Origin of the sequence: Dyadobacter sp. NIV53 (assembly GCF_019711195.1) — a bacterium.
Taxonomy (GTDB): domain Bacteria; phylum Bacteroidota; class Bacteroidia; order Cytophagales; family Spirosomataceae; genus Dyadobacter.
Map to the genome: position 1 here is coordinate 2620945 of NZ_CP081299.1, position 20824 is coordinate 2641768.

General features: G+C 39.3%; 21 protein-coding genes. 15 read left to right on the plus strand and 6 right to left on the minus strand.

The annotated features are described in order from the left end of the window. Positions 1-66 precede the first annotated feature (66 nt). The 5 genes from eat to KZC02_RS10505 all read left to right on the plus strand — a co-directional run bounded on the left by eat (position 67) and on the right by KZC02_RS10505 (position 3829). The gene (gene eat / locus KZC02_RS10495) at positions 67-1368 is read left to right on the plus strand and encodes an ethanolamine permease (RefSeq protein ID WP_221394066.1); all 1302 of its coding nucleotides are present in this window, start codon (positions 67-69) and stop codon (positions 1366-1368) included. Between the two features lie 234 nt (positions 1369-1602). Further along, positions 1603-1749, plus strand: coding sequence for a hypothetical protein (locus tag KZC02_RS31680; protein WP_229254141.1), 147 nt, complete (start codon positions 1603-1605; stop codon positions 1747-1749). Positions 1750-1784: 35 nt separating this feature from the next. Next, the gene (locus tag KZC02_RS31685; RefSeq protein ID WP_229254370.1) at positions 1785-2162 is read left to right on the plus strand and encodes a hypothetical protein; all 378 of its coding nucleotides are present in this window, start codon (positions 1785-1787) and stop codon (positions 2160-2162) included. 8 nt (positions 2163-2170) lie between these two features. Further along, positions 2171-2341: a LytTR family DNA-binding domain-containing protein gene (locus KZC02_RS31690; RefSeq protein ID WP_229254371.1), complete on the plus strand. Its 171-nt coding sequence runs from the start codon at positions 2171-2173 to the stop codon at positions 2339-2341. A 135-nt stretch (positions 2342-2476) separates the two neighbouring features. Beyond that, positions 2477-3829 carry a T9SS type A sorting domain-containing protein gene (locus KZC02_RS10505; RefSeq protein WP_221394067.1) on the plus strand — a complete coding sequence of 451 codons (1353 nt, stop codon included), beginning with the start codon at positions 2477-2479 and terminating at the stop codon, positions 3827-3829. A 185-nt stretch (positions 3830-4014) separates the two neighbouring features. Here KZC02_RS10505 and KZC02_RS10510 read toward each other — a convergent pair whose 3' ends face one another. The 5 genes from KZC02_RS10510 to greA form a co-directional block, all read right to left on the minus strand. Continuing rightward, positions 4015-5286 carry an exo-beta-N-acetylmuramidase NamZ domain-containing protein gene (locus tag KZC02_RS10510; RefSeq protein WP_221394068.1) on the minus strand — a complete coding sequence of 424 codons (1272 nt, stop codon included), beginning with the start codon at positions 5284-5286 and terminating at the stop codon, positions 4015-4017. 110 nt (positions 5287-5396) lie between these two features. Beyond that, a complete protein-coding gene (locus KZC02_RS10515) occupies positions 5397-6446 on the minus strand; it encodes a PA0069 family radical SAM protein (protein ID WP_221394069.1) in 1050 nt (349 codons plus the stop codon). A 134-nt stretch (positions 6447-6580) separates the two neighbouring features. Continuing rightward, entirely contained in the window at positions 6581-7651 is a 1071-nt protein-coding gene (locus KZC02_RS10520; RefSeq protein ID WP_221394070.1) for a M42 family metallopeptidase, read from the minus strand. A gap of 97 nt (positions 7652-7748) precedes the next feature. Beyond that, positions 7749-8072 (minus strand): hypothetical protein, encoded by a 324-nt coding sequence (locus KZC02_RS10525; RefSeq protein WP_221394071.1) that lies wholly within the window; start codon positions 8070-8072, stop codon positions 7749-7751. A 140-nt stretch (positions 8073-8212) separates the two neighbouring features. Further along, positions 8213-8692, minus strand: coding sequence for a transcription elongation factor GreA (gene greA, locus KZC02_RS10530; RefSeq protein WP_221394072.1), 480 nt, complete (start codon positions 8690-8692; stop codon positions 8213-8215). 231 nt (positions 8693-8923) lie between these two features. Here greA and fmt point away from each other — a divergent pair, with 231 nt between their 5' ends. The 4 genes from fmt to KZC02_RS10550 all read left to right on the plus strand — a co-directional run bounded on the left by fmt (position 8924) and on the right by KZC02_RS10550 (position 12818). Then, positions 8924-9883, plus strand: coding sequence for a methionyl-tRNA formyltransferase (gene fmt / locus KZC02_RS10535; protein ID WP_229254143.1), 960 nt, complete (start codon positions 8924-8926; stop codon positions 9881-9883). Positions 9884-10080: 197 nt separating this feature from the next. Then, positions 10081-10578, plus strand: a complete 498-nt coding sequence (locus tag KZC02_RS10540; RefSeq protein ID WP_221394073.1) for a dihydrofolate reductase — start codon at positions 10081-10083, stop codon at positions 10576-10578. A gap of 45 nt (positions 10579-10623) precedes the next feature. Beyond that, entirely contained in the window at positions 10624-11715 is a 1092-nt protein-coding gene (locus KZC02_RS10545) for an alpha/beta hydrolase (protein WP_221394074.1), read from the plus strand. 107 nt (positions 11716-11822) lie between these two features. Further along, the gene (locus tag KZC02_RS10550; RefSeq protein WP_221394075.1) at positions 11823-12818 is read left to right on the plus strand and encodes a phosphotransferase enzyme family protein; all 996 of its coding nucleotides are present in this window, start codon (positions 11823-11825) and stop codon (positions 12816-12818) included. 39 nt (positions 12819-12857) lie between these two features. On the opposite strand, the gene hslU is transcribed toward KZC02_RS10550, so the two are convergent. Then, entirely contained in the window at positions 12858-14255 is a 1398-nt protein-coding gene (gene hslU / locus KZC02_RS10555; protein ID WP_221394076.1) for an ATP-dependent protease ATPase subunit HslU, read from the minus strand. Between the two features lie 284 nt (positions 14256-14539). Here hslU and KZC02_RS10560 point away from each other — a divergent pair, with 284 nt between their 5' ends. From KZC02_RS10560 to KZC02_RS10585, 6 genes are all read left to right on the plus strand, one after another. After that, positions 14540-16819, plus strand: coding sequence for a GH92 family glycosyl hydrolase (locus tag KZC02_RS10560; protein WP_221394077.1), 2280 nt, complete (start codon positions 14540-14542; stop codon positions 16817-16819). Positions 16820-16911: 92 nt separating this feature from the next. Continuing rightward, on the plus strand, positions 16912-17298 hold the full coding sequence (locus KZC02_RS10565) for a type II toxin-antitoxin system HicA family toxin (protein ID WP_229254145.1): 387 nt from the start codon (positions 16912-16914) through the stop codon (positions 17296-17298). Next, on the plus strand, positions 17295-17702 hold the full coding sequence (locus KZC02_RS10570; RefSeq protein WP_221394078.1) for a type II toxin-antitoxin system HicB family antitoxin: 408 nt from the start codon (positions 17295-17297) through the stop codon (positions 17700-17702). Before KZC02_RS10565 ends, KZC02_RS10570 begins: the two co-directional genes overlap by 4 nt. A 122-nt stretch (positions 17703-17824) precedes the next feature. Next, a complete protein-coding gene (locus KZC02_RS10575; RefSeq protein ID WP_221394079.1) occupies positions 17825-18838 on the plus strand; it encodes an aldo/keto reductase in 1014 nt (337 codons plus the stop codon). A gap of 90 nt (positions 18839-18928) precedes the next feature. After that, positions 18929-20110, plus strand: a complete 1182-nt coding sequence (locus KZC02_RS10580) for a PQQ-dependent sugar dehydrogenase (RefSeq protein WP_221394080.1) — start codon at positions 18929-18931, stop codon at positions 20108-20110. A gap of 139 nt (positions 20111-20249) precedes the next feature. Continuing rightward, positions 20250-20657 carry a cytochrome c gene (locus KZC02_RS10585; protein ID WP_221394081.1) on the plus strand — a complete coding sequence of 136 codons (408 nt, stop codon included), beginning with the start codon at positions 20250-20252 and terminating at the stop codon, positions 20655-20657. Positions 20658-20824 lie beyond the last annotated feature (167 nt).

Below are 20824 nucleotides of genomic sequence, written 5' to 3' on the forward strand. Positions count from 1 at the left end.
TTGAGCTTAATAGTAGTCTGTGTATATTGTGTTGTCTTTTTTATTCATTCCTAAACTCTCATTAGTATGTCTTCCGATCAAACTGCTGCGCTTAAAAAAGTTTTAAAACCCATTCATCTCTGGGCAATAGCCGTTGGTCTGGTTATCTCGGGTGAGTATTTTGGCTGGAATTATGGCTGGGGTGTTTCCGGCACTATCGGGTTTTTAGTTGCAACAGTGGTCGTAACGATTATGTATGTTACTTTCATTTTTAGTTTTACCGAATTAACAACTTCTATCCCACAGGCAGGCGGGCCGTTTGCTTACTCGCACCGCGCATTCGGCTGGTGGGGCGGCCTGATTGCAGGTTATGCAACCCTGGTTGAGTTTTTGATTACACCTCCTGCCATTGCTTTTGCCCTCGGAAGTTATACCCATTTCCTGTACCCATCCATCCCGATCCTTTACACAGCTTTTGCATGTTATGTTATTTTTATTGGAATTAACTTATTGGGAATCAAGGAATCGGCTACCTTTTCATTGGTAGTCACATTGCTTGCCGTGGTGGAACTACTGGTTTATATCGGCATCGTCGCCCCTCATTTTTCCTACGAAACCTTTGTTAAAGAACCTATGCCATTTGGCTGGCAGGGAGTATTTGCAGCACTACCATTTGCAATTTGGTTTTACCTGGCAATTGAAGGTGTCGCGATGGTCGCAGAAGAAGTGGAAAATCCAAAAAAAACCATTTCACTGGGTTACATTTATGGCATACTCACCCTGGTTATACTGGCTATGGCGGTGATGATTTTTACGGGAGGAGTGGCACACTGGAGCGTATTAAGCAGTATCGACTACCCGCTTCCTGCCGCACTGGGCATTGTGCTCGGAAGGGATTCCGGCCTTACTCACCTGTTTGCCAGCCTGGGATTGTTTGGATTAATTGCTTCCTTTCACGGAACCATTATCGGGTATTCCCGTCAAATTTTTGCGCTGGCAAGAAGCGGGTTTCTGCCTTCATTTCTGGGAAAAGTAAATCCACGCTTTCAAACACCGCACTGGGCTTTATTTGCCGGTGGCCTTATCGGGTGCATTGCATTATGCCTCGGTACTACCGACCAGGTAATTATTTTGGCTGCGCTGGGTGCAGTAGTTATGTACATTATCAGTATGGCTGCATTATTTGTGTTGCGAAAAAAAGAGCCTGAACTAGAGAGGCCGTTTACTGTTCCGCTGTTTCCTTATTTCCCGGCTATTGCATTAGTTATTTCCATTATCTGCCTGATTTCTATAGTGTATTATAATCCGGTACTCAGCCTTTGGTTTTTTGGTATTCTTCTTTTTATGTTTATCGCATTTATTGTATCGGGAAAATACAAAAATTTATAATTTTAAAATCGAATTATTTGTGTTAATTTTAAGAATAAATAATTCGATTTTACTGTAATCTAAAAAGTACATAGTTCTATTTAAATAAATGATTTAGTACGACATCCGGATAACCACTATTTTCGTATGTATCTTATGATGCAAAGGAGTATAAAGTCACAAATGTTTAATCGATATAATTATTTAACGACAAAACCCTTTTCATAAAAGACAGATTACCCATCCAAACCTAAAATGAATATATTAATAGTTGAGGACGAGCACATTATCGCTAAACATTTACAATATACTCTCAATGGCTTTGGTTACAAAGCAAACGATATAGCTACTGATTATCCTACCGCTGTTGAAATCCTGCAAAAAAAGTTTTTCACCTCGTAATTCTGGATATTAACCTGAATGGCTATCAGACAGGAATTGATGTAGCGGAATACATTAAAGACAATGTGCACATTCCATTTCTTTTTCTCACTAGCCATGAAGATATCGCAATCGTAAATGCAGCTTTAAAAACTTCACCACATGCTTTTTTGACAAAACCATTTCAAAAGATTACTGTGTATACAGCAGTTAAACTGGCATTTAAAAGTTTCCGTCAGGAGGTTATTTATGAACATCCGGAACAGACCGAGCTTCCGGTACCCGATAGCACTGTGATTAAAGACGCGTTGTTTATCAAGGAAAAGCACATGTTCATTAAAATAATGCTGGCCGACCTTCTTTATATACGTAGTGACGATAATTATCTTGAGCTGCATACTTCCAAAAAAAATATACAATACGCGAAACGCTGAAAAATATTATTAGCGAACTACCTGTCAACTCATTTTTCAGGGTACATAAATCTTTCATAATTAATTTGAATGCCATTACAGCTATCAATTATATTCATGTAATGATCGACGATATTGAGATTCCGATTACCGCAGATAATCGTAATGAGCTTTTGAAGAGAATTAAAACTTTCTCCTGATTTTACTAAGCACTAATTCTATATACCCCAAAAAGTAGCTGGCTTAACCCCTTAAAATCCTACTGACACCCCTTTCATTTTACCGGAATAATTTCCTCCATTACCTTGGATGCAAATTAAACTCATCCGTTATAAATGAAAAGATTTTATACCTCGTCTATCAGTGTTTTGTGCTTACTTATTTCATTCATTGGAATTTCTAATTCAAACGCACAGTGCTCTCTTCCGCCTCTGGCTGAAACAACTACCTGTTCGGGTATTGCTACCGATAATGCCAATTTAAACCCTGGTGACGTTAAATGTGTTTCCGGAAGCCAGATTTCCAATGTAAATCTCAATGGTGGAACCCTTATTATTTCCGGAACTGTACAGGTCAACAACATCAATATCAACTCTGGAAATATTTTGATTACAAGTACCGGTGTTGCTTCGTTGCCCGGAAGTAATTACAACGGGAATGTAAATATTATTAATTATGGCTCACTAACTTACCGGGGCGATGTAATCCTACAAAATAGTAATAATCATATTTTCAATGCGTCAACAACTTCAACAATTGACATGGGGTCATCAAGCCTGAATTTCAGCAGCAGCTCTTCTGATCTGGTGAATTTAGGATCGGTATCATTAGGACAACTTACATTGAACTCTAATAATGGAGGGATTTGCATGGGAAATGGATCTAAATTGAAAATTGTCAGCCTTATCAACAACCGCGATAATATGATTTCTGTACCCGAAGGCACTGCCTGCCTGAGCCATTCGGGTTTTGCTCAAATGAACAATAAATTAAGCAACACAGCAAGCCTTATCATATGTCCTGGTTCCGGTTCCTCATTCAGCAATCCTGGTGGTAATGGTGGTTATAACATGGCTACTGTTAATGAAGTTGGATGTACCGAATGTGCTTCTCCGGTTCCTGACAAAACAACTTCACCATTACCTGTTAACCTTGGTGCTTTCTGGGCAACTTCGGTCAATGAAGGAATAAAATTAAACTGGCGTACTTCGAGCGAAACCAATAACGATTATTTTGTTATTGAAAGGAGCATTAATGCAATAAGTTTTGAGGCCATCAGTCAGGAAATCAGCGGCCAACACAGCTCAAATGTTTCTCTGGATTATAATTTTACAGATTCCAAACCTTACAGTAAAGTAAATTACTATCGCCTTAAACAGGTTGATACAGATGGAACTGTTAATTATTCAAGAATTATTGCAGCTTCATTCAGCGATCAGCTGGCATTTATCAGTGTTTATCCGAATCCTGTAACCGACTTTGTCCAGGTCAACCTTAAAAATGCTGATCCGGAAACAACTCTGCAAATTAATATCTTAGATCAATCCGGGGCAACCATGTCTTCGCGTTCTGTAAGCGGCGATCATATTACAGATCCTATTTCATTGAAAAATCTCAATACAGGTATCTACTTCGTAAAAGTTACAAGTAATGGCCAGGGAACTGTTTTCAGGATCGTGAAAAAATAATTAAGCCAGGAATTCAATATTTTAAAGCTTGTAAACGAATTACCAATTAACCTATCCTAAAAATCGACATTTTTTGTCAATGCTAATGCAGTAAAAATCCCCGGTATTGCCGGGGATTTTTCTATTGTATGTCCTATTTTTTCGCGCCTGAAAACCAATCAAAAATATCCATCTATTATCCACACTTACTTATATAGTAAATATTTCATTCTCATTGTTTTATATTCTGACAATCCCGGCTCCCAGCTTTTGCGGATTTCATTTTCGGAAACACCGGCAATAATCTGTTTTTTTAAATTTTCAGTTCCTGACAGTTTATTGATATCTCCCATTTGTTTACTCTGGCTCATATCGAAAAACCTCTCTTTTTCAGGATATGCATTGTACAATTCAATCAGCCATTTCAGGTTGAGTTGCTTGTTCTTACGAAGACTTGAAATATCATATTTTCTCAGATCCAGTCCATAACATTCTACATTCTGGTGTAATGGCGTCTCGCTCATTCCTTTTATACTTTGGGGTGTAAATGAAAACTTATATTTGCCTTTCAATAAAGGCGCACCCAAAACTGTAAAAGGCATATAAGTCCCTCTTCCCAAACTAATAATTGTACCTTCAAATAGACAGATATCAGGATACAGCATGATTGCCTGTTGCGTATTAAGGTTTGGAGATGGCATTACTGGCAAGACATAAGTCGCATTATGATCGTAATTAGCTACCTTGATTATCTTCAATTTACACTGCATTTTATTCGGCAGCCAGCCTTCGCCATTGATCATTTGTGCAAACTCTGCAATGGTCAAACCATGAGAAATCGGGATTTTGTACATACCTATTCCTGAATGAAGATGGTCTTCCAGAATAGGACCGTCAATAAGAAAACCGTTTGGGTTCGGGCGGTCAAGAATTAACATTTCCTTATTATTTTCTGCACAAGCTTCCATTACATGCCCCAGCGTATTGATATAAGTATAAAACCGGGTGCCAACATCCTGAAGATCAAAGATCATCAGATCCAGATCAGCCATTTGTTCTTTCGTCGGTTTTTTTTGTTTGCCATATAATGAAATCGCAGAGATCCCGGTTTTCGGATCTACGCTGTCCCCTACTTTATCACCATTACTTGCTGTACCTCTGAAACCATGCTCCGGTCCGAAAATCCTGACAATATTTACACCAAGCGCTACCAGGCTGTCTACAATGGGTGTATTACCAATAATGGACGTCTGATTGATCAGGATTCCTACTTTTTTTCCTTTCAGATAGCCGAGATATTCTGTAACCTGATCGGCGCCAGTGATTAATTTTTTGTCTGCGTAGTTAGTTTTTGTTCCAATGTTCAAAGAATCAGCATAACCAACTGACGGATTTTTCCCGGAAGACGAGCTGGCACAATTGCTGTTGAGCAGGCTGAACGAAGCCAGAAGACATGATACTATGAGATATTTTTTCATTAATGCTAATAAAATGTTTTGCCACCAATACACTAATGGACACGAATGTAAAAAAATATTCGTGTTGGTTAGCGTTTTCCTGGCAACTAAAATCCTGGAATTCATGACCATTAGAACAAACTCATCTGCCCGCCTCTCATAAAAAGCGAAGTATCCAGTTCTGTTATCACTCTATCTTTAAAATATTTGCGGCATGCAAGACTATGAAGCTGTCTGATATGTTCGGCATATTTTCCCTCGCCACTCATTCGTAATCCAAAACGTGAATCATTGACCTTACCACCATGGCATTCCTTGATCTGGTTTAAAACTTTAGCAGCTTTATCAGGAAAATGATGTTCTATCCATTCTTCAAAAAGATTTGAAATTGAACCATTTAACCTTACAACGGTATAGGCAGCCCACGCTGCACCATTTTCCGAAGCTGCCTGAATAATAGCCGGTATTTCATGGTCATTCAGTCCCGGAATAATCGGTGCCGTCATTACACCCATAGGAATTCCTGCTTCATGCAAAGTTTTTAATACTTGTAAACGGCGTTTTCCCGTAACGGTCCGCGGTTCGAGTGCTCCCCGTAATTCTTCATTTAAAGATGTGATGGACACGGCTGCATGTACCAAATTCAGCTTTGCCATCTTGTCCAGGATATCAATATCTCTTAAAATCAGGGAGTTTTTAGTCAGAATACTAACAGGGTTTCTATATTTCAAACAAATTTCCAGCATCTGCCGGGTAAGCCTGTACTTTTTTTCACCGGGTTGATAACAATCTGTATTACCTGAAAAGAAAATTGTTGCCGGCTTCCAGTTTTTAGAATTAAAAAGTTTTTCCAGAAGCTGAGGTGCATTTTTCTTAACCATGATTTTAGTCTCGAAATCCAGCCCGGCCGAGAAACCCCAGTATTCATGTGAATTGCGCGCATAGCAATATACACAGCCATGCTCACAACCGCGGTAGGGATTAATGGAATTGTAATTTGGCAGGTCAGGACTATTGGAAACGCTAAGTATCGTCTTCGACTGCTCTTCAATAAATTGTGTTTTGGGATTTGTTTCAGGATCTTCCCACTGCTGCCAGTCTTCCGAGGTATATTCTATTTCCTGCTTATGGAATTTATTATGGGTGTTGATTCCCGCTCCACGTCCTCTTGCCCTTTCCATAAATTTATAAGTAAAATTTGCTATTTAATGATACCAAAAATAACAAATTTTACACATAAATTGATACTTAAAATTACATTTAAAGTTCATTAAAATACAACAAACTTTAAATCAATATTTTATAAAAAAATACTCTACTTCAAATACCTGAAATCTTCATCACCGTTTAGCGAAAGAAGCACATCATACATCAATTGAATTACATTTTTCACATCCTCTTTATGCACCATTTCAACGGTTGTATGCATGTATTTTAAAGGAAGAGAGATTAGTGCAGATGCAATTCCTTCTGTTGAATAAGCAAACGAATCCGTATCTGTACCAGTAGAACGGCTCACAGCCTGACGTTGAAAAGGAATCTTTTTCTCGTCTGCAACTCTGATCAGCAAGTCACGCAGATTATTCTGCACAGCAGGGCCATAACAGATAACCGGTCCGTTCCCGCTTTTCAGATCACCCTGTTCTTTTTTGTTGTACATCGGCGACTGCGTATCGTGTGTTACATCTGTAACAATAGCCAGATCCGGTTTTAACCTCCGGGAAATCATTTCAGCTCCGCGCAATCCGATTTCTTCCTGAACCGCATTTACTACATATAATGTAAAAGGAAGCTGAATATTATTTTCAAACAACATACGTGCTACCTCTGCAATCATAAATCCGCCCATCCGGTTATCGAGTGCCCGGCCAACATAGTAACGTTCGTTCAATTCATCAAAACCATCAGCAAATGTTGCCACGGTTCCAACATGAATTCCCATTTCCAGCACTTCATCCTTTTTGGCAGCACCTACGTCTATAAATAATTCATGGACTTTTGGGACCTGATCCTTTGCAGTATCCCGAACATGGATTGCAGGCCAGCCGAAAACACCTTTAACTACACCTTTGGAAGTATGCAAATTTACACGCATGGAAGGTGCAATAGCCGCATCAGACCCTCCATTTCGGCGAACGTGGATATATCCATCGTCTGATATGTAATTTACAAACCATGAAATTTCGTCTGAATGTGCTTCAATCACTACTTTATAATCCTGGCCCGGGCCAATAACGCCTACTGCCGTTCCATAAACATCAATGATCTGTTCTTCAATATACGGCTTAATATAGTCCAGCCATATTTGCTGTCCCGTCGACTCAAAGCCAGTAGGAGATGCATTATTTAAATATTTATAAAGAAATTCTGTGCTTTGATCTGCCATACTGTTTATTTAAAATTATTCGAAAATTACTATTACCCGGCCTTTGTGGCCTCATATGAAAACTACTTATTATTTCAACTTCTTTTCAAATCCCATATTATAAATACCTTAAAAAGGACCAAAATTTCCTCTCCCGTAAATAATCCAAATTTCCCTCATTCCGATAAGCTTCCTGTTCAAACGAAATATGAAGGTACGCCAAATAATGATTTCTGTATTGGACAAAACGAATTAAATATTCAGCAAAATACCAGATATAAAAAGGAATGACTCCCATTTCAAGCTGCTGTCTTAAATGTATACATTCATGGTTTACAAAGATAACGCCAGGCGCTTTTCTTCGTGTTAAAATAAAAGGAAATAAAGCCATTCCATCCACCCAAAGAAAAGATACATTCACTAAAAATCCTTTGAATTTCATGGCTGGGGATTAAATTCAGTAGTTAGCAACCGGCACATTTAAAATAAATTATCCCTTATTCAGAAAAGAAAAATGTTGGATTGCAGAATGATCTGATCATTCTGCAATCCAACATTGAAATGGCTTAGATAATTGAGTTATCAACCAAAACGGCTTATATCAAGTACTTCAAATTCCATCAAACCGGCAGGAACCTTAATTTCAGCAGTTTCCCCTACTTTTTTACCCAATAAGCCTTTTCCAATCGGAGATCCAATTGAAATTTTCCCCGTTTTTAAATCCGCCTCTTCTTCGGAAACCAGTGTATAAGCGACTTCCATTCCGGTTTTACGGTTTTTAATCTTTACAACAGAAAGAATGGCAACCTGGGAATTATCTATCGAAGATTCATCAATGACACGCGCCGTAGACATAATTTCTTCCAGCTTCGCTATTTTCATTTCGTGCATTCCCTGTGCATCCTTAGCCGCATCATATTCTGCATTTTCGCTCAAATCACCTTTATCACGTGCTTCTGCAATTTGTGCAGCGATAGCGGTGCGGCCCTTTGTTTTCATATCATTCAGCTCATTCTTCAGCTTATTTAATCCTTCTTCCGTATAGTATGAAATTTTAGCCATGACCTTAATTAGTTTTTAGAATCCTTAAATTTTTGAAAGTTTGAGTAAAAAAAAAGAACGGTTCTAAGACCGCTCTACAAGAGTGTGGGACAACTCGTAGTAGAAGGTTAGAAGACCATATCTTTTCGGCTCGTATGCATTTTAATCTTTATCATAATTTCTGTAAGAACGACAAAAATAACAATATTTGTAAATGGTAACAACCATTTTTATTAAAAGGAGCAACAATCCATGTCAAAAAGACTAAGAATCATTTTTATGGGAACGCCCGAATTTGCAGTCCCAAGTTTAAGAAGTCTGGTTGAAAGCAATTCTAATGTAGTTGCCGTAATTACTGTTCCGGACAAGCCATCAGGAAGAGGCCAGAAGTACACCATGTCACCCGTAAAAGCTTATGCCCAAGAGCATGGTATTCCCGTTTTGCAACCTGAAAAGCTGAAAAATCCTAAATTTCTTGAAGAGTTAAGATCCTATAAGGCCGATATTCAGGTAGTTGTTGCATTTCGGATGCTGCCCGAAGTAGTATGGAGTATGCCGACGCATGGAACATTCAACTTGCATGGTTCATTATTGCCCCAATATCGTGGTGCCGCGCCAATAAACTGGGCTGTAATCAATGGCGAAACAGAAACCGGTGTAACTACCTTTTTTATTGAAAAAGAAATAGATACAGGTAAAATAATATATAAGGAAAAAGAACCTATACATCCGGACGATGATGCCGGAAGTGTTTATGAACGGCTTATGTATAAAGGTGCAAAACTGGTAGTAAAAACTGTGGAAGCTATCGAAAACGGAGAATATCCGCAGGAAGATCAGGATGAGCCTGTTGTTGTAAGATCAGCACCAAAAATATTTCGTGAAACGTGTGAGATCGACTGGAACAAAACGGCAGAAGAAATACATAATTTCGTAAGAGGCTTGTCACCTTATCCCGCAGCCTGGACAACTTTAAACGGCCTTTCCTGCAAAATTTTCAAGACTTCGGTGATAAGTGAAGACGAAACGCTGGCCGATAACGTTTCATCAGGCGAACCGTTACAACCAGGAGAATTTAAAACCGACAACAAATCTTATTTGTATTTCCGTACATCCGATACATGGATTTCAATAGAGATTTTACAATTGGAAGGTAAAAAACGAATGGAAATCGGGGATTTTTTAAGAGGAACGAAGTTGTTACATGCCTGACGGCATTAAGTATTTCTTAAAACTGCTTAATCGTGTAGCGATGTAATATTGACGGTCCGCCGCCCGATAGTAAAAAATATTCAAATGTATTTCAATCAAAATCCCATAGGGGATGCAACGACAATACAAATTCAATAACAAAAACCCCAGTTAATTTACATCATTCTCAACTCTTCATTCTTCATTCCGATTCCCCAATGTTAGTCTCAATAATAGTAGCAGTAGCCGAAAACGGCGTAATTGGCAAAGACAACCAGTTGATCTGGCGTTTACCTGATGACCTGAAACGGTTTAAAAAATTAACAACCAGCCATCCGATCATTATGGGACGGAAAACTTTTGATTCTATTGGAAAGCCTTTACCTGGTCGTACCTCGATTGTTGTAACACGGAATCAGGACTTTAAAATGGATGGAATTGTCATTGTACATTCTTTTGAAGAGGCATTGAAAGAAGCAGGCAAACTGGATACAAATGAAGTTTTTGTTATTGGCGGAGGTGAATTATACAAAATGGCATTATCCGTTGCTGACCGGCTTTACATAACTGAAGTAAAAACAACTATAGAAGGTGATACTTTTTTTAGAATAACAGAACCTGGCCAATGGACAGAATCAGAACGTACTGCTCATGAGGCAGATGAACGTCATCCATTTACATTTAACTTCGTTGATTACGTTAGAAAACTGGATTAAAAGCGTAAATTTGCCCGCCTTAAAACCCACTCTGAATATTATAGCATGCAAGTAGAAGTCGATACATTGAAAATCGAATTAAAAACTCCTTCATCAGACAAACGTCCGATATATATTACAGGAAATTTTTGCAAATGGCTTCCTGATCTTGAAGAATTCAGGATGGAAAAAATTTCATCTGATCTTTATAGTTTTCAATTCCCGGCAAACCTGGAGTTGCCCTATCCCCTTGAATACAAATACACCCGTGGTGGCTGGGATCAGGTTGAACTGGATCGCTACGGACAACCACATGCAAACCGGGTTTCTGTGCAGACAGAAGGCGTTATTCAGGATTTTGTTACAAGGTGGCAGTCGGATAAATCTGAAAAATCTGATTTGCTTCCAATCATTGAGGTTCTTTCTGAAACTTTTGAAATTCCTCAACTGAACAAACATAGAAGGGTTCACGTACTTTTACCACACGATTATTACGAACATCCCGACCGCCAGTATCCTGTCTTATATATGACGGATGCCCAGAATCTTTTTGGTGATGGTTCGCCTTATGGAAACTGGGAAATTGATAAAAGTCTGGCAAAACTGGCTGTTGAGGATAAGGCCAATGTTATTATTGTGGCAATCGACCATGGTGGCGAGGAACGCATACAGGAATTTTCTCCTTACGATAACCCACGGCTTGGTAAAGGGATGGGTATGTTATTCTTACGATTTTTGACAGATACACTAAAACCCCATATCGACCGGCAATATCGTACCAAACCAGACAGGCTGAACACGGGCATGGGCGGAAGTTCTGTTGGTGGTTTGCTTGGTATTTATGCGGCACTTATGTTCCCGAATGTGTTTGGCCGGCTTATGATTTTTTCTCCTTCACTCTGGATTTCCAGGCGTATATATTTTGACGCCATTCACTTTTTTGAACCATTTGAAACGCGTATCTATCTTTATGCAGGTGGAAAAGAAGGTGCCAATATGATTCCTAATGTAAGTGCCTTACAGGAAACCCTTCAAAATCAGGGATTTGGATATACCCGGGTGAAAATTAAAACTTCTATTGATCCGAAAGGGCAGCACAATGAGAAACGCTGGAGTAAGGAATTTCCGGTGGCTTTGAAATGGTTGTTCTTCGAGTGAGGGAGTTAGGTTACACAGAGAACGAAAGAGAGCCTCAGAGTTTTACTTATTCTCCGTGGCTCTCTTCTTAATTTCCGTGTTTCTCTGTGTCCCTAACTAAACACTATATGATATTTCCAACACAGTATTCCATGCTTTCTACGGAAGCATTAAAAAGTTATTTGGAGGAAGCTTACGGTTTAAATAACCTGGGTTGTAAGCTGCTGATCCATAATGTGAGCGATACTTATTTGCTTGCTGGCGTTGATGATAAATACATTTTTAAGCTGTACAGGGATTCACACCGGAAGTTGGATGAAATCAAAGCAGAGGTTGAATTACTCAATATATTAAAAGAAAATGGTGCAAAAATTTCTTATCCAGTTACCGATCTGAAAGGCGGGCAAATCCAGTCTTTCAATGCAGCGGAAGGAATAAGGAACGGTGTTTTATTTAGTTTTGCTGAAGGGAAACCGACTCACGATTATTACGACAGCCGGCTGCAAACCATTGGCAGAGAAATGGCCCATATCCATAATATTACCGCAGATATTGAACTGCAAAATCCAAGAAAGGTTTATGACGTCCGGACAACTTTAATCCAGCCACTGGAATATATAAAATCAGAATTCACTGAACTACCCGAGGAATATGCCTGGCTGCAAAGTACAACAGAAAAGGTTGTTGAAAAGATTAGGCATTTCGATCTTTCAAAATTCAGTTACGGCTATTGCCATTATGATTTCCTGCCTCACAACTTCCATTTCGATGAACATGATAACATTACTTTCTTCGATTTTGACTTCGCAGGTAAAGGATTGTTGGCCAACGATATGATGACCTTTTATGTGCATTTCTTTTTTCAGGTTATGTTAAAAAAACAATCACAGGAAGAAGCAGATAAAAATTTTCAGACATTTATCAGCGCATACCGGCAAGTTCGTGCCGTATCAGAAGAGGAACTTGCAGCTATACCCTATCTGGGTTTTGCATTCTGGGTATTCTTTCTGGAATTTTACCAGCTGCACTTTGAAGACTGGTCGAATACTTTTTATAACCTTAGATTTAAGAAAGAACGAATGGGCTGGATTCGTAACTGGGTGGAGTGGTATTGTAGGTTTTAAATAAGATTTAACCGCCCGGCCGCCGGGCGGTTAAACTTTTTACAGAATGTATTGACTTAGATCCCTGTTTTTGATCAGATGCGATAGTTTTTCACTTACCAGATCAGCAGTGACAATAATATGGGAATCGGCCCCGATTTTGTCAGGAATGTCAAACATAAAATCGTTAAGTAACAAGCTCATCACTGTTTGCAAACGACGGGCACCAATATTTTCAACTTCACTATTTACTTCAAAAGCAATTCTTGCAATTTCGCGAAGGGCACCATCTTCAAATTCAAGCTCTACACCTTCCGACTGCATCATCGCTTCATACTGCTTGGTTAATGCATTTTTCGGTGTTTTCAAAATCTGATAAAAATCGGATTCCGTAAGGCTGTTCAGTTCAACACGAATCGGGAAACGTCCCTGTAATTCAGGAATAAGATCTGAGGGTTTTGCAACATGGAAAGCTCCTGCCGCAACGAAAAGAATATGATCGGTATTGATCACACCATGTTTGGTATTTACTGCGCTGCCTTCTACAATAGGAAGCAGATCGCGCTGAACACCTTCACGGCTTACATCCGGCCCGCTACCTCCACCAGAACGGCTTGAAGCTACCTTATCAATTTCATCAATAAAAATAATTCCCAGATTTTCAGCTCTTTGAATGGCCTCAGACTTCACCTCGTCCATATCAATCAGTTTGGATGCTTCTTCGTCCAGCAACATTTTTTTTGCCTCCCCTACTGTTACTTTACGTTTTTTACCACGCCTCGGCATCATGTTACCAATCATTTCCTGGATATTCATCATGGAAACATCATCCACAGCACCACCGATCATTCCTACATTTGGAGCCTGGTTCTGCTGTACTTCAATTTCTATTTTACGGCTATCCAATTCACCGCTCCTGATTTTTTCACGAAAACGCTCCCGGGTACGCTGATTCAGTTCGCCATCATCTTCCGGAACCGTGTTATCATTTACGGATACATTTTCAGAGCGTACTTTGCCGGAGCCATGTATCGGTGGAATCAGAGCATCCAGTATAATATCTTCAACAGCCTGTTCAGCTTTAATTTTTACTTCTTCTTTCTTTTGCGTCCTTACCATTCCTACTGCCTGTTCCACCAGATCACGCACCATACTCTCCACATCACGGCCTACATAACCAACTTCGGTAAATTTAGAAGCTTCCACTTTTACAAAAGGAGCATCTGCAATTTTAGCAAGACGACGGGCAATTTCGGTTTTACCCACACCCGTTGCCCCAATCATTAATATATTATTAGGAATAATTTCTTTTTGTATATCCTCAGGACTATTCATTCTCCTCCACCTGTTTCTTAATGCAATAGCGACATTGCGTTTTGCGTCATTTTGTCCGATGATGTATTGATCCAGTTCAAAAACGATTTGGCGTGGAGTTAGGCGGTTTAAGTGTTCAGTCATTGTAATTTAAGAAAATACTTGGCTATTAATTTGTTATAAATGTACCCCTTGAAAGAATATATCCTGATTTTTTTTAAACAAAGCATAAAAACCCTGCCCGGATCTTTTCCTTTTTACCAGGTACAGCTGTAAAATGAAAAAGAACTATGCCTGTACAAAATGTCAGGTTTCAACTTACCGAGTAAATCTTTCACTAACTTGCATTTTTGTTCTGTTAACTGTTCACATCAATTTTATCAATCCTGATTTTTCCTTAACTCAATTTCAAGAATACGATCAAAAACATGAAAAAAATTCTCTGTTGTCTTTTTGTCCTTATTAACGTTTCCCCGCTTTTTGCTCAATTGTCGTCCAGTGCTAATCTGGTGGATATGGTAAATCCACTCATGGGAACACAATCCAAATTCAGCCTTTCGTCGGGGAATACTTACCCTGCCATTGCTATGCCATGGGGAATGAATTTCTGGATGCCGCAAACCGGTAAAATGGGTGACGGATGGAGTTATATGTATGATGCTGAAAAAATACGCGGTTTCAAACAAACACATCAGCCAAGTCCGTGGATTAATGATTATGGCCAGTTTTCTGTTTTGCCTATCACAGGAAAACTAAAAATTGATGAGGAAAGCCGTGCAAGCTGGTTTTCACATAAAGCAGAAGTAGCCAAGCCACATTATTACAAAGTATACCTTGCCGATTACGACGTAACAACTGAAATTGCTCCCACAGAAAGAGCAGCCCAGTTTCGTTTCACTTTTCCTAAATCCGACAGTTCCTATGTTCTTCTGGATGCTTTTGATAAAGGCTCATATGTGAAAATAATCCCTTCGGAACGAAAAATCATTGGCTATACAACTAAAAACAGTGGTGGCGTTCCATCCAATTTTAAAAATTATTTCGTCCTGATTTTTGATAAAGAATTTACTTTTTCGTCTGCCTTTCATGCCAAAACACTTGCAAAAGATACATTGGAATTAAAAGCAAACCATGTAGGTGCAGTTGTTGGTTTCAAAACAAAAAAAGGTGAGCAGGTTGGTCTAAAAGTTGCGTCTTCCTTTATCAGTCCTGAACAGGCGGAACTGAACCTGACCCGTGAGTTAGGCAATGATAAGTTTGATGTTACGATGGAAAAAGGCCGTAAAATCTGGAATGACGAATTATCAAAAATACAGGTCGAAGGCGACAATATGGACCAGATCCGCACCTTTTATTCCTGCCTTTACCGGGTTCTTCTGTTTCCGCGTAAGTTTTATGAATTCGATGCAAAAAATCAGATCGTACATTACAGCCCTTATAATGGTGAAGTCCGTCCGGGATATATGTTTACAGACAACGGGTTCTGGGATACATTCCGCGCTGTTTTTCCATTCTTTACATTGATGTATCCAACCATGAATTCGCATATTATGCAGGGGTTGGCCAATGCGTATGACGAAAGCGGGTATTTACCGGAATGGGCAAGTCCGGGCCACCGCGATTGTATGATCGGTTCTAATTCTGCATCTCTGATTACCGATTCTTACATGAAGGGAATTCGCGGATACGATATTAATAAATTGTATGATGCTATTATTAAAAACACCGAAAATGCAGGCCCTGTAAGTTCAGTTGGCCGTTTTGGACATGAGTATTACAATGAACTGGGTTACGTTCCCTATGATGTAAAAGTGAATGAAAATGCAGCCAGAACACTTGAATATGCCTATGCCGATTTTTGTATTTCGCAATTGGCCAAAGAATTAAAAAAGCCGCAGACTGAGGTTGACCTATATCTGAAACGCAGCCAGAATTACAAAAATATCTTCGATCCTGAAACTAAATGGATGCGTGGTAAAAACAAGGACGGACAATTTATGAAACCTTTTAACCCGTTCAAATGGGGTGATGCATTTACCGAAGGAAACAGCATTCACTACACCTGGTCGGTTTTTCAGGATGTGAAAGGTTTGGTAGGTTTAATGGGCGGAAGAGAGGCTTTTGTTCAGAAACTTGATACTGTATTTACATTACCTCCGATTTTTGACGACAGTTATTACGGTTTTCCAATCCACGAAATCCGTGAAATGCAGATTATGAATATGGGAAATTATGCCCACGGTAACCAGCCGATACAGCATATGATATACCTGTACAATTATGCGGGTGCCCCCTCCAAAGCTCAATACTGGTCGCGTGAAGTAATGAAAAAACTATATCAGGCCACACCTGATGGCTATTGCGGAGATGAAGATAACGGACAGACTTCTGCATGGTATGTGTTTTCATCACTTGGTTTTTATCCGGTTACACCCGGCACAACGCAATATGTGATCGGTTCGCCACTTTTCAAAAAGGCCACTATTACATTGGAAAATGGCAAAAAATTCGTTGTGGAAGCACCGGCAACAAGCGACAAAAATATGTATATCCAGGGAGCAACCATGAATGGTAAAGCTTATGCCAATACTTTTCTGGAACATGGTGATATTCTTAAAGGTGGAAATATCCAGTTTAACCTGACTAGCCAGCCTTCCAAAACATGGGGAACAAAACCGGAGAATGCACCTTTTTCGCTTAGTAAATAGCCGCGCGACGAACCGTTTTTAGATACTAGCAATTGCTTTCAGTGACAAAAGAAAGCTAACATATAATCTGCTGTTATTATCATTTTCAAATTATGGGCCTGACACTCGCTTCTGAGTTTCAGGCCCATTTTAATTTAATGATGAAACTTTATAGACGCAACAATTGCCTGCTTAAATTTCCTTACATTTGTAACTATTATTCAGTCACAAATGTTATTCTGTTGGGTAAAATAGATAAATTAATTATTCGCTTCTTAAAAAAACCTAAAGACTTTACCTGGGATGAGTTAACCCTTGTTTTAGGATATTATGGCTTTACGGAAATTGCGACAGGCAAAACCGGAGGTTCAAGAAGAAAGTTTATGGATGCAAATCAGTTGATAATAAGTTTACACAAACCGCATCCCAAACCAATTGTCAAGCATTATGTATTGGAACAAGTTATAGAAACTTTAAACGAAAAAGGTAAACTTAAATGATTAATTCGCTGACATACAATGGTTATACAGCATCGATTACTTATAGTTCCGTCGATGAAGTATTTTTCGGTAAAATACTGGGTATAAATGATCTGGTTACTTTTGAGGGAACATCTGTAAACGAACTAAAAGAGTCGTTTCAGGAAGCAGTTGATGACTATCTCGATACTTGTAAATCTTTGGGAAAAGCTCCTGATAAAACTTATAAAGGTGTTTTTAATGTACGTGTTCCCTCAACTCTGCATAAGAAGGCAGCCACTCTTGCATCCCAACATGATGTTACATTAAATGATTTTGTTAAGTCTGTTTTAGAATATGCGGTAACTCATGAAGACATTACAGCAGAGGCAATAATTAAAAAACCTGTGGAATATAATTATGCAATGACGCGTAAAACCTCATAACCATATTCTATTTATTTATTTGAGCCGACTTATGGCATAATTATTGACAACCAGCTTACAAGTAACTATCTATTTAACAAAGCTAACAGCCAATATAGCTTTTAGCCGAAAGCAACAAACAAATGATTTACAGAAAAATAGGAGATTCCGATCACCCAGAACATACCGACCTTGAACTATCTGTTGTAACTTTTGGTGCCTGGGCAGCCGGAGGATGGATGTGGGGAGGAACAGAAAGAAGTGAATCGGTAAAAGCAATACAGGAATCGTACCACGCAGGTGTGACTTCTATTGATACTGCACCAGTTTACGGACAAGGATTAAGTGAAGAAATTGTTGGGGAAGCGATCAAAGATTTCCCCCGGGACAAAGTCCAGATCCTGACCAAATATGGTATGCGCTGGGATCTTGCAAAAGGCGATCTGGCTATGCATAGTAAAGATAACAATGGTAAGGACATTGACATTTATAAATACGCTGCCAAAGACAGCATTATTAAAGAATGTGAAGACAGCCTGAAACGCCTTGGTACAGATTACATTGATTTGTACCAAATTCACTGGCACGATAAAACCACACCGATTGAGGAAACCATGGAAGCAGTTTCCCAACTGATCAAACAAGGTAAAGTACGTTATGCCGGTGTTTGTAATTATGATGTGGATTTATTGCGGGAAGCGTCAAAATACATTAATCTGGTTTCAGATCAGGTTCCTTATAGCATGGTAAAACGCGATATTGAAAAGGACACAGTTCCTTATTGTCTGGAACATAACAAAGCGATCCTGGCATACAGTCCGATGGAACGCGGATTACTAACCGGCAAAATGAAGCCAGGGTACAAATTTGAAGCGGATGATCATCGTGCTTCTCTTTACTTTTATAAGGACGAAAACCTGAAAAAAGTAAATGAATTTCTGGACAAAATCAAACCGTTGGCGGACGATAAAAATGCTTCAATCGGCCAGCTTGTTTTGCGCTGGACTGTGGAACAGCCGGGAATCACCATCGCTTTAGTTGGCGCGCGTGATGCCAGACAGGCCTTACAGAATGCCGCAGCAATGGATATTAATTTAACCCAGGAGGAAATAAAAATGATCACCGGCCACTTAGATGAACTGGAATTGGTTAAATAGAATGAGGTAGCTTAGCTGCCTTTTCTTTTTTAGTACCTTTGAGTATCAGTTTAAAAATTTCAAACCAGCTTTTCCACTCACCTTAATTTCATGAAGAAAAACATTTCCTTTTTAAAAAAGAGCCTTCCTATTGCCTTGGGAGGATTAATGCTGACAGCTTCCATGGTGCTCATGAGCAATAGCGGAATAACGGACGATAAGAATTCTCCAAAAAAGTTAACCGAAGCGAACCTGAAAGTAGATACTGTTGCAACCGGTTTGAAAATGCCATGGGCTACTGCATTTTTGCCAAATGGAGATTTGCTGGTTACAGAACGCGGTGGAAAACTCCGGTTGGTAAAAAACGGGATTCTTGACCCAAAAGAAATATCAGGTATACCGGAAGTATATTACAAAGGGCAAGGCGGCTTGCTTGATGTACAATTACACCCCGATTACAAAACCAACGGCTGGATTTATATCAGTTATAGCTCCCCCAAAAAAGATGGTGAGGCAGGTGACGACAATGGTGCAAATACTGCATTAATGCGTGCCAAATTGAAAGATCATGAGCTGACAGATATTGAGCAATTATTTAAGGCAATACCAAATGTAAAAGCCAATGTTCACTTTGGAGGACGTATTGTTTTTGATAAAAAAGGATACGTTTTTCTTTCTCTTGGAGAACGTGGACAGAAGGAAAATTCCCAGAACTTAGGAAAAGATCAGGGAAAAGTAGTTCGGCTGCATGAAGACGGAAAAATTCCTACAGATAATCCTTTTGTAAAAACAGAAGGTGCAAGGCCTGAGATCTGGACGTATGGACACCGTAATCCACAAGGAATGACGATTCATCCGACGACGGGAGTAATCTGGGAACATGAGCACGGCCCACAAGGTGGTGATGAGTTGAATATTGTTGAAAAAGGTAAAAATTACGGTTGGCCGCTGATCACTTTTGGTATTGATTATGACAACAGTATCATTTCAAAAGATACAGCCCGTGCAGGACTGGAACAGCCTGTTATTTACTGGCGCCCGTCTATTGCACCGTGCGGAATGACTTTCGTAACAAGTTCTCAGTTTAAAGAGTGGAGTGGTGACCTGATCGTTGGTTCGCTTAAATTCGCTTATTTACAGCACCTGACTGTAAAAGGAAATAAAGTTACCAAGCGGGAAATTATCTTCCAGGGTATTGGCCGTGTTAGAGACGTTCGCCAGGGACCGGATGGAAATATTTATGTTGTGCTGGAAGATTCCGGTAAGATTGTAAAGATCAGTCCGAAATCGTAAGACAAGGATAGCACGAACCTCCCGGTTCGTGATTACTATTGTAAAGCCTCCGGCTTTGTTAAAAAACGGCCGGTGGCCTTACAATAGTGAACACGAACCGGGAGGTTCGCGCTATCATACTATCGATAAAAAATTCACCATGAAACTTGTACTAACATTACTCGCAGGATTTGTTTTCTGCTCAGCTATCTTACCAAACCAGGATGATGAACTGGCTAAAAGCATAGAACGCGGAAAAGGAATTTATGCTGAAAACTGTATTACCTGCCATATGGGTGCCGGTGAAGGTGTTTCCGGAACATTCCCACCTTTGGCAAAAGCAGATTATTTAATCAAAACTCCTGAAAAAGCAATTCACGCAATTAAGTTCGGACTGAAAGGGAAAATCCAGGTGAATGGCATTGAATTCAATAATGCAATGCCGAATCCCAATTTAGGAAACGATGAAATAGCAGATGTGATGAACTACATCCAAAATTCATGGGGCAATTCTTCTGGTAAAAAAATCGTGTCGGAGAAAATGGTTGAAGAAGTGAAGGAGAAGTAAGTTAATTGGACATTGAAAGCAGGATTTCGTACAGGAAGTCCTGCTTTTTCATTTTATAGAAATCAGCAAAATTTTAAAAAAATCACTCGAATAAATACTATTTATTAAATAGTAATATAACTTCAACTTACTATATATCAATATTATATAATATTATTCAAGAAACC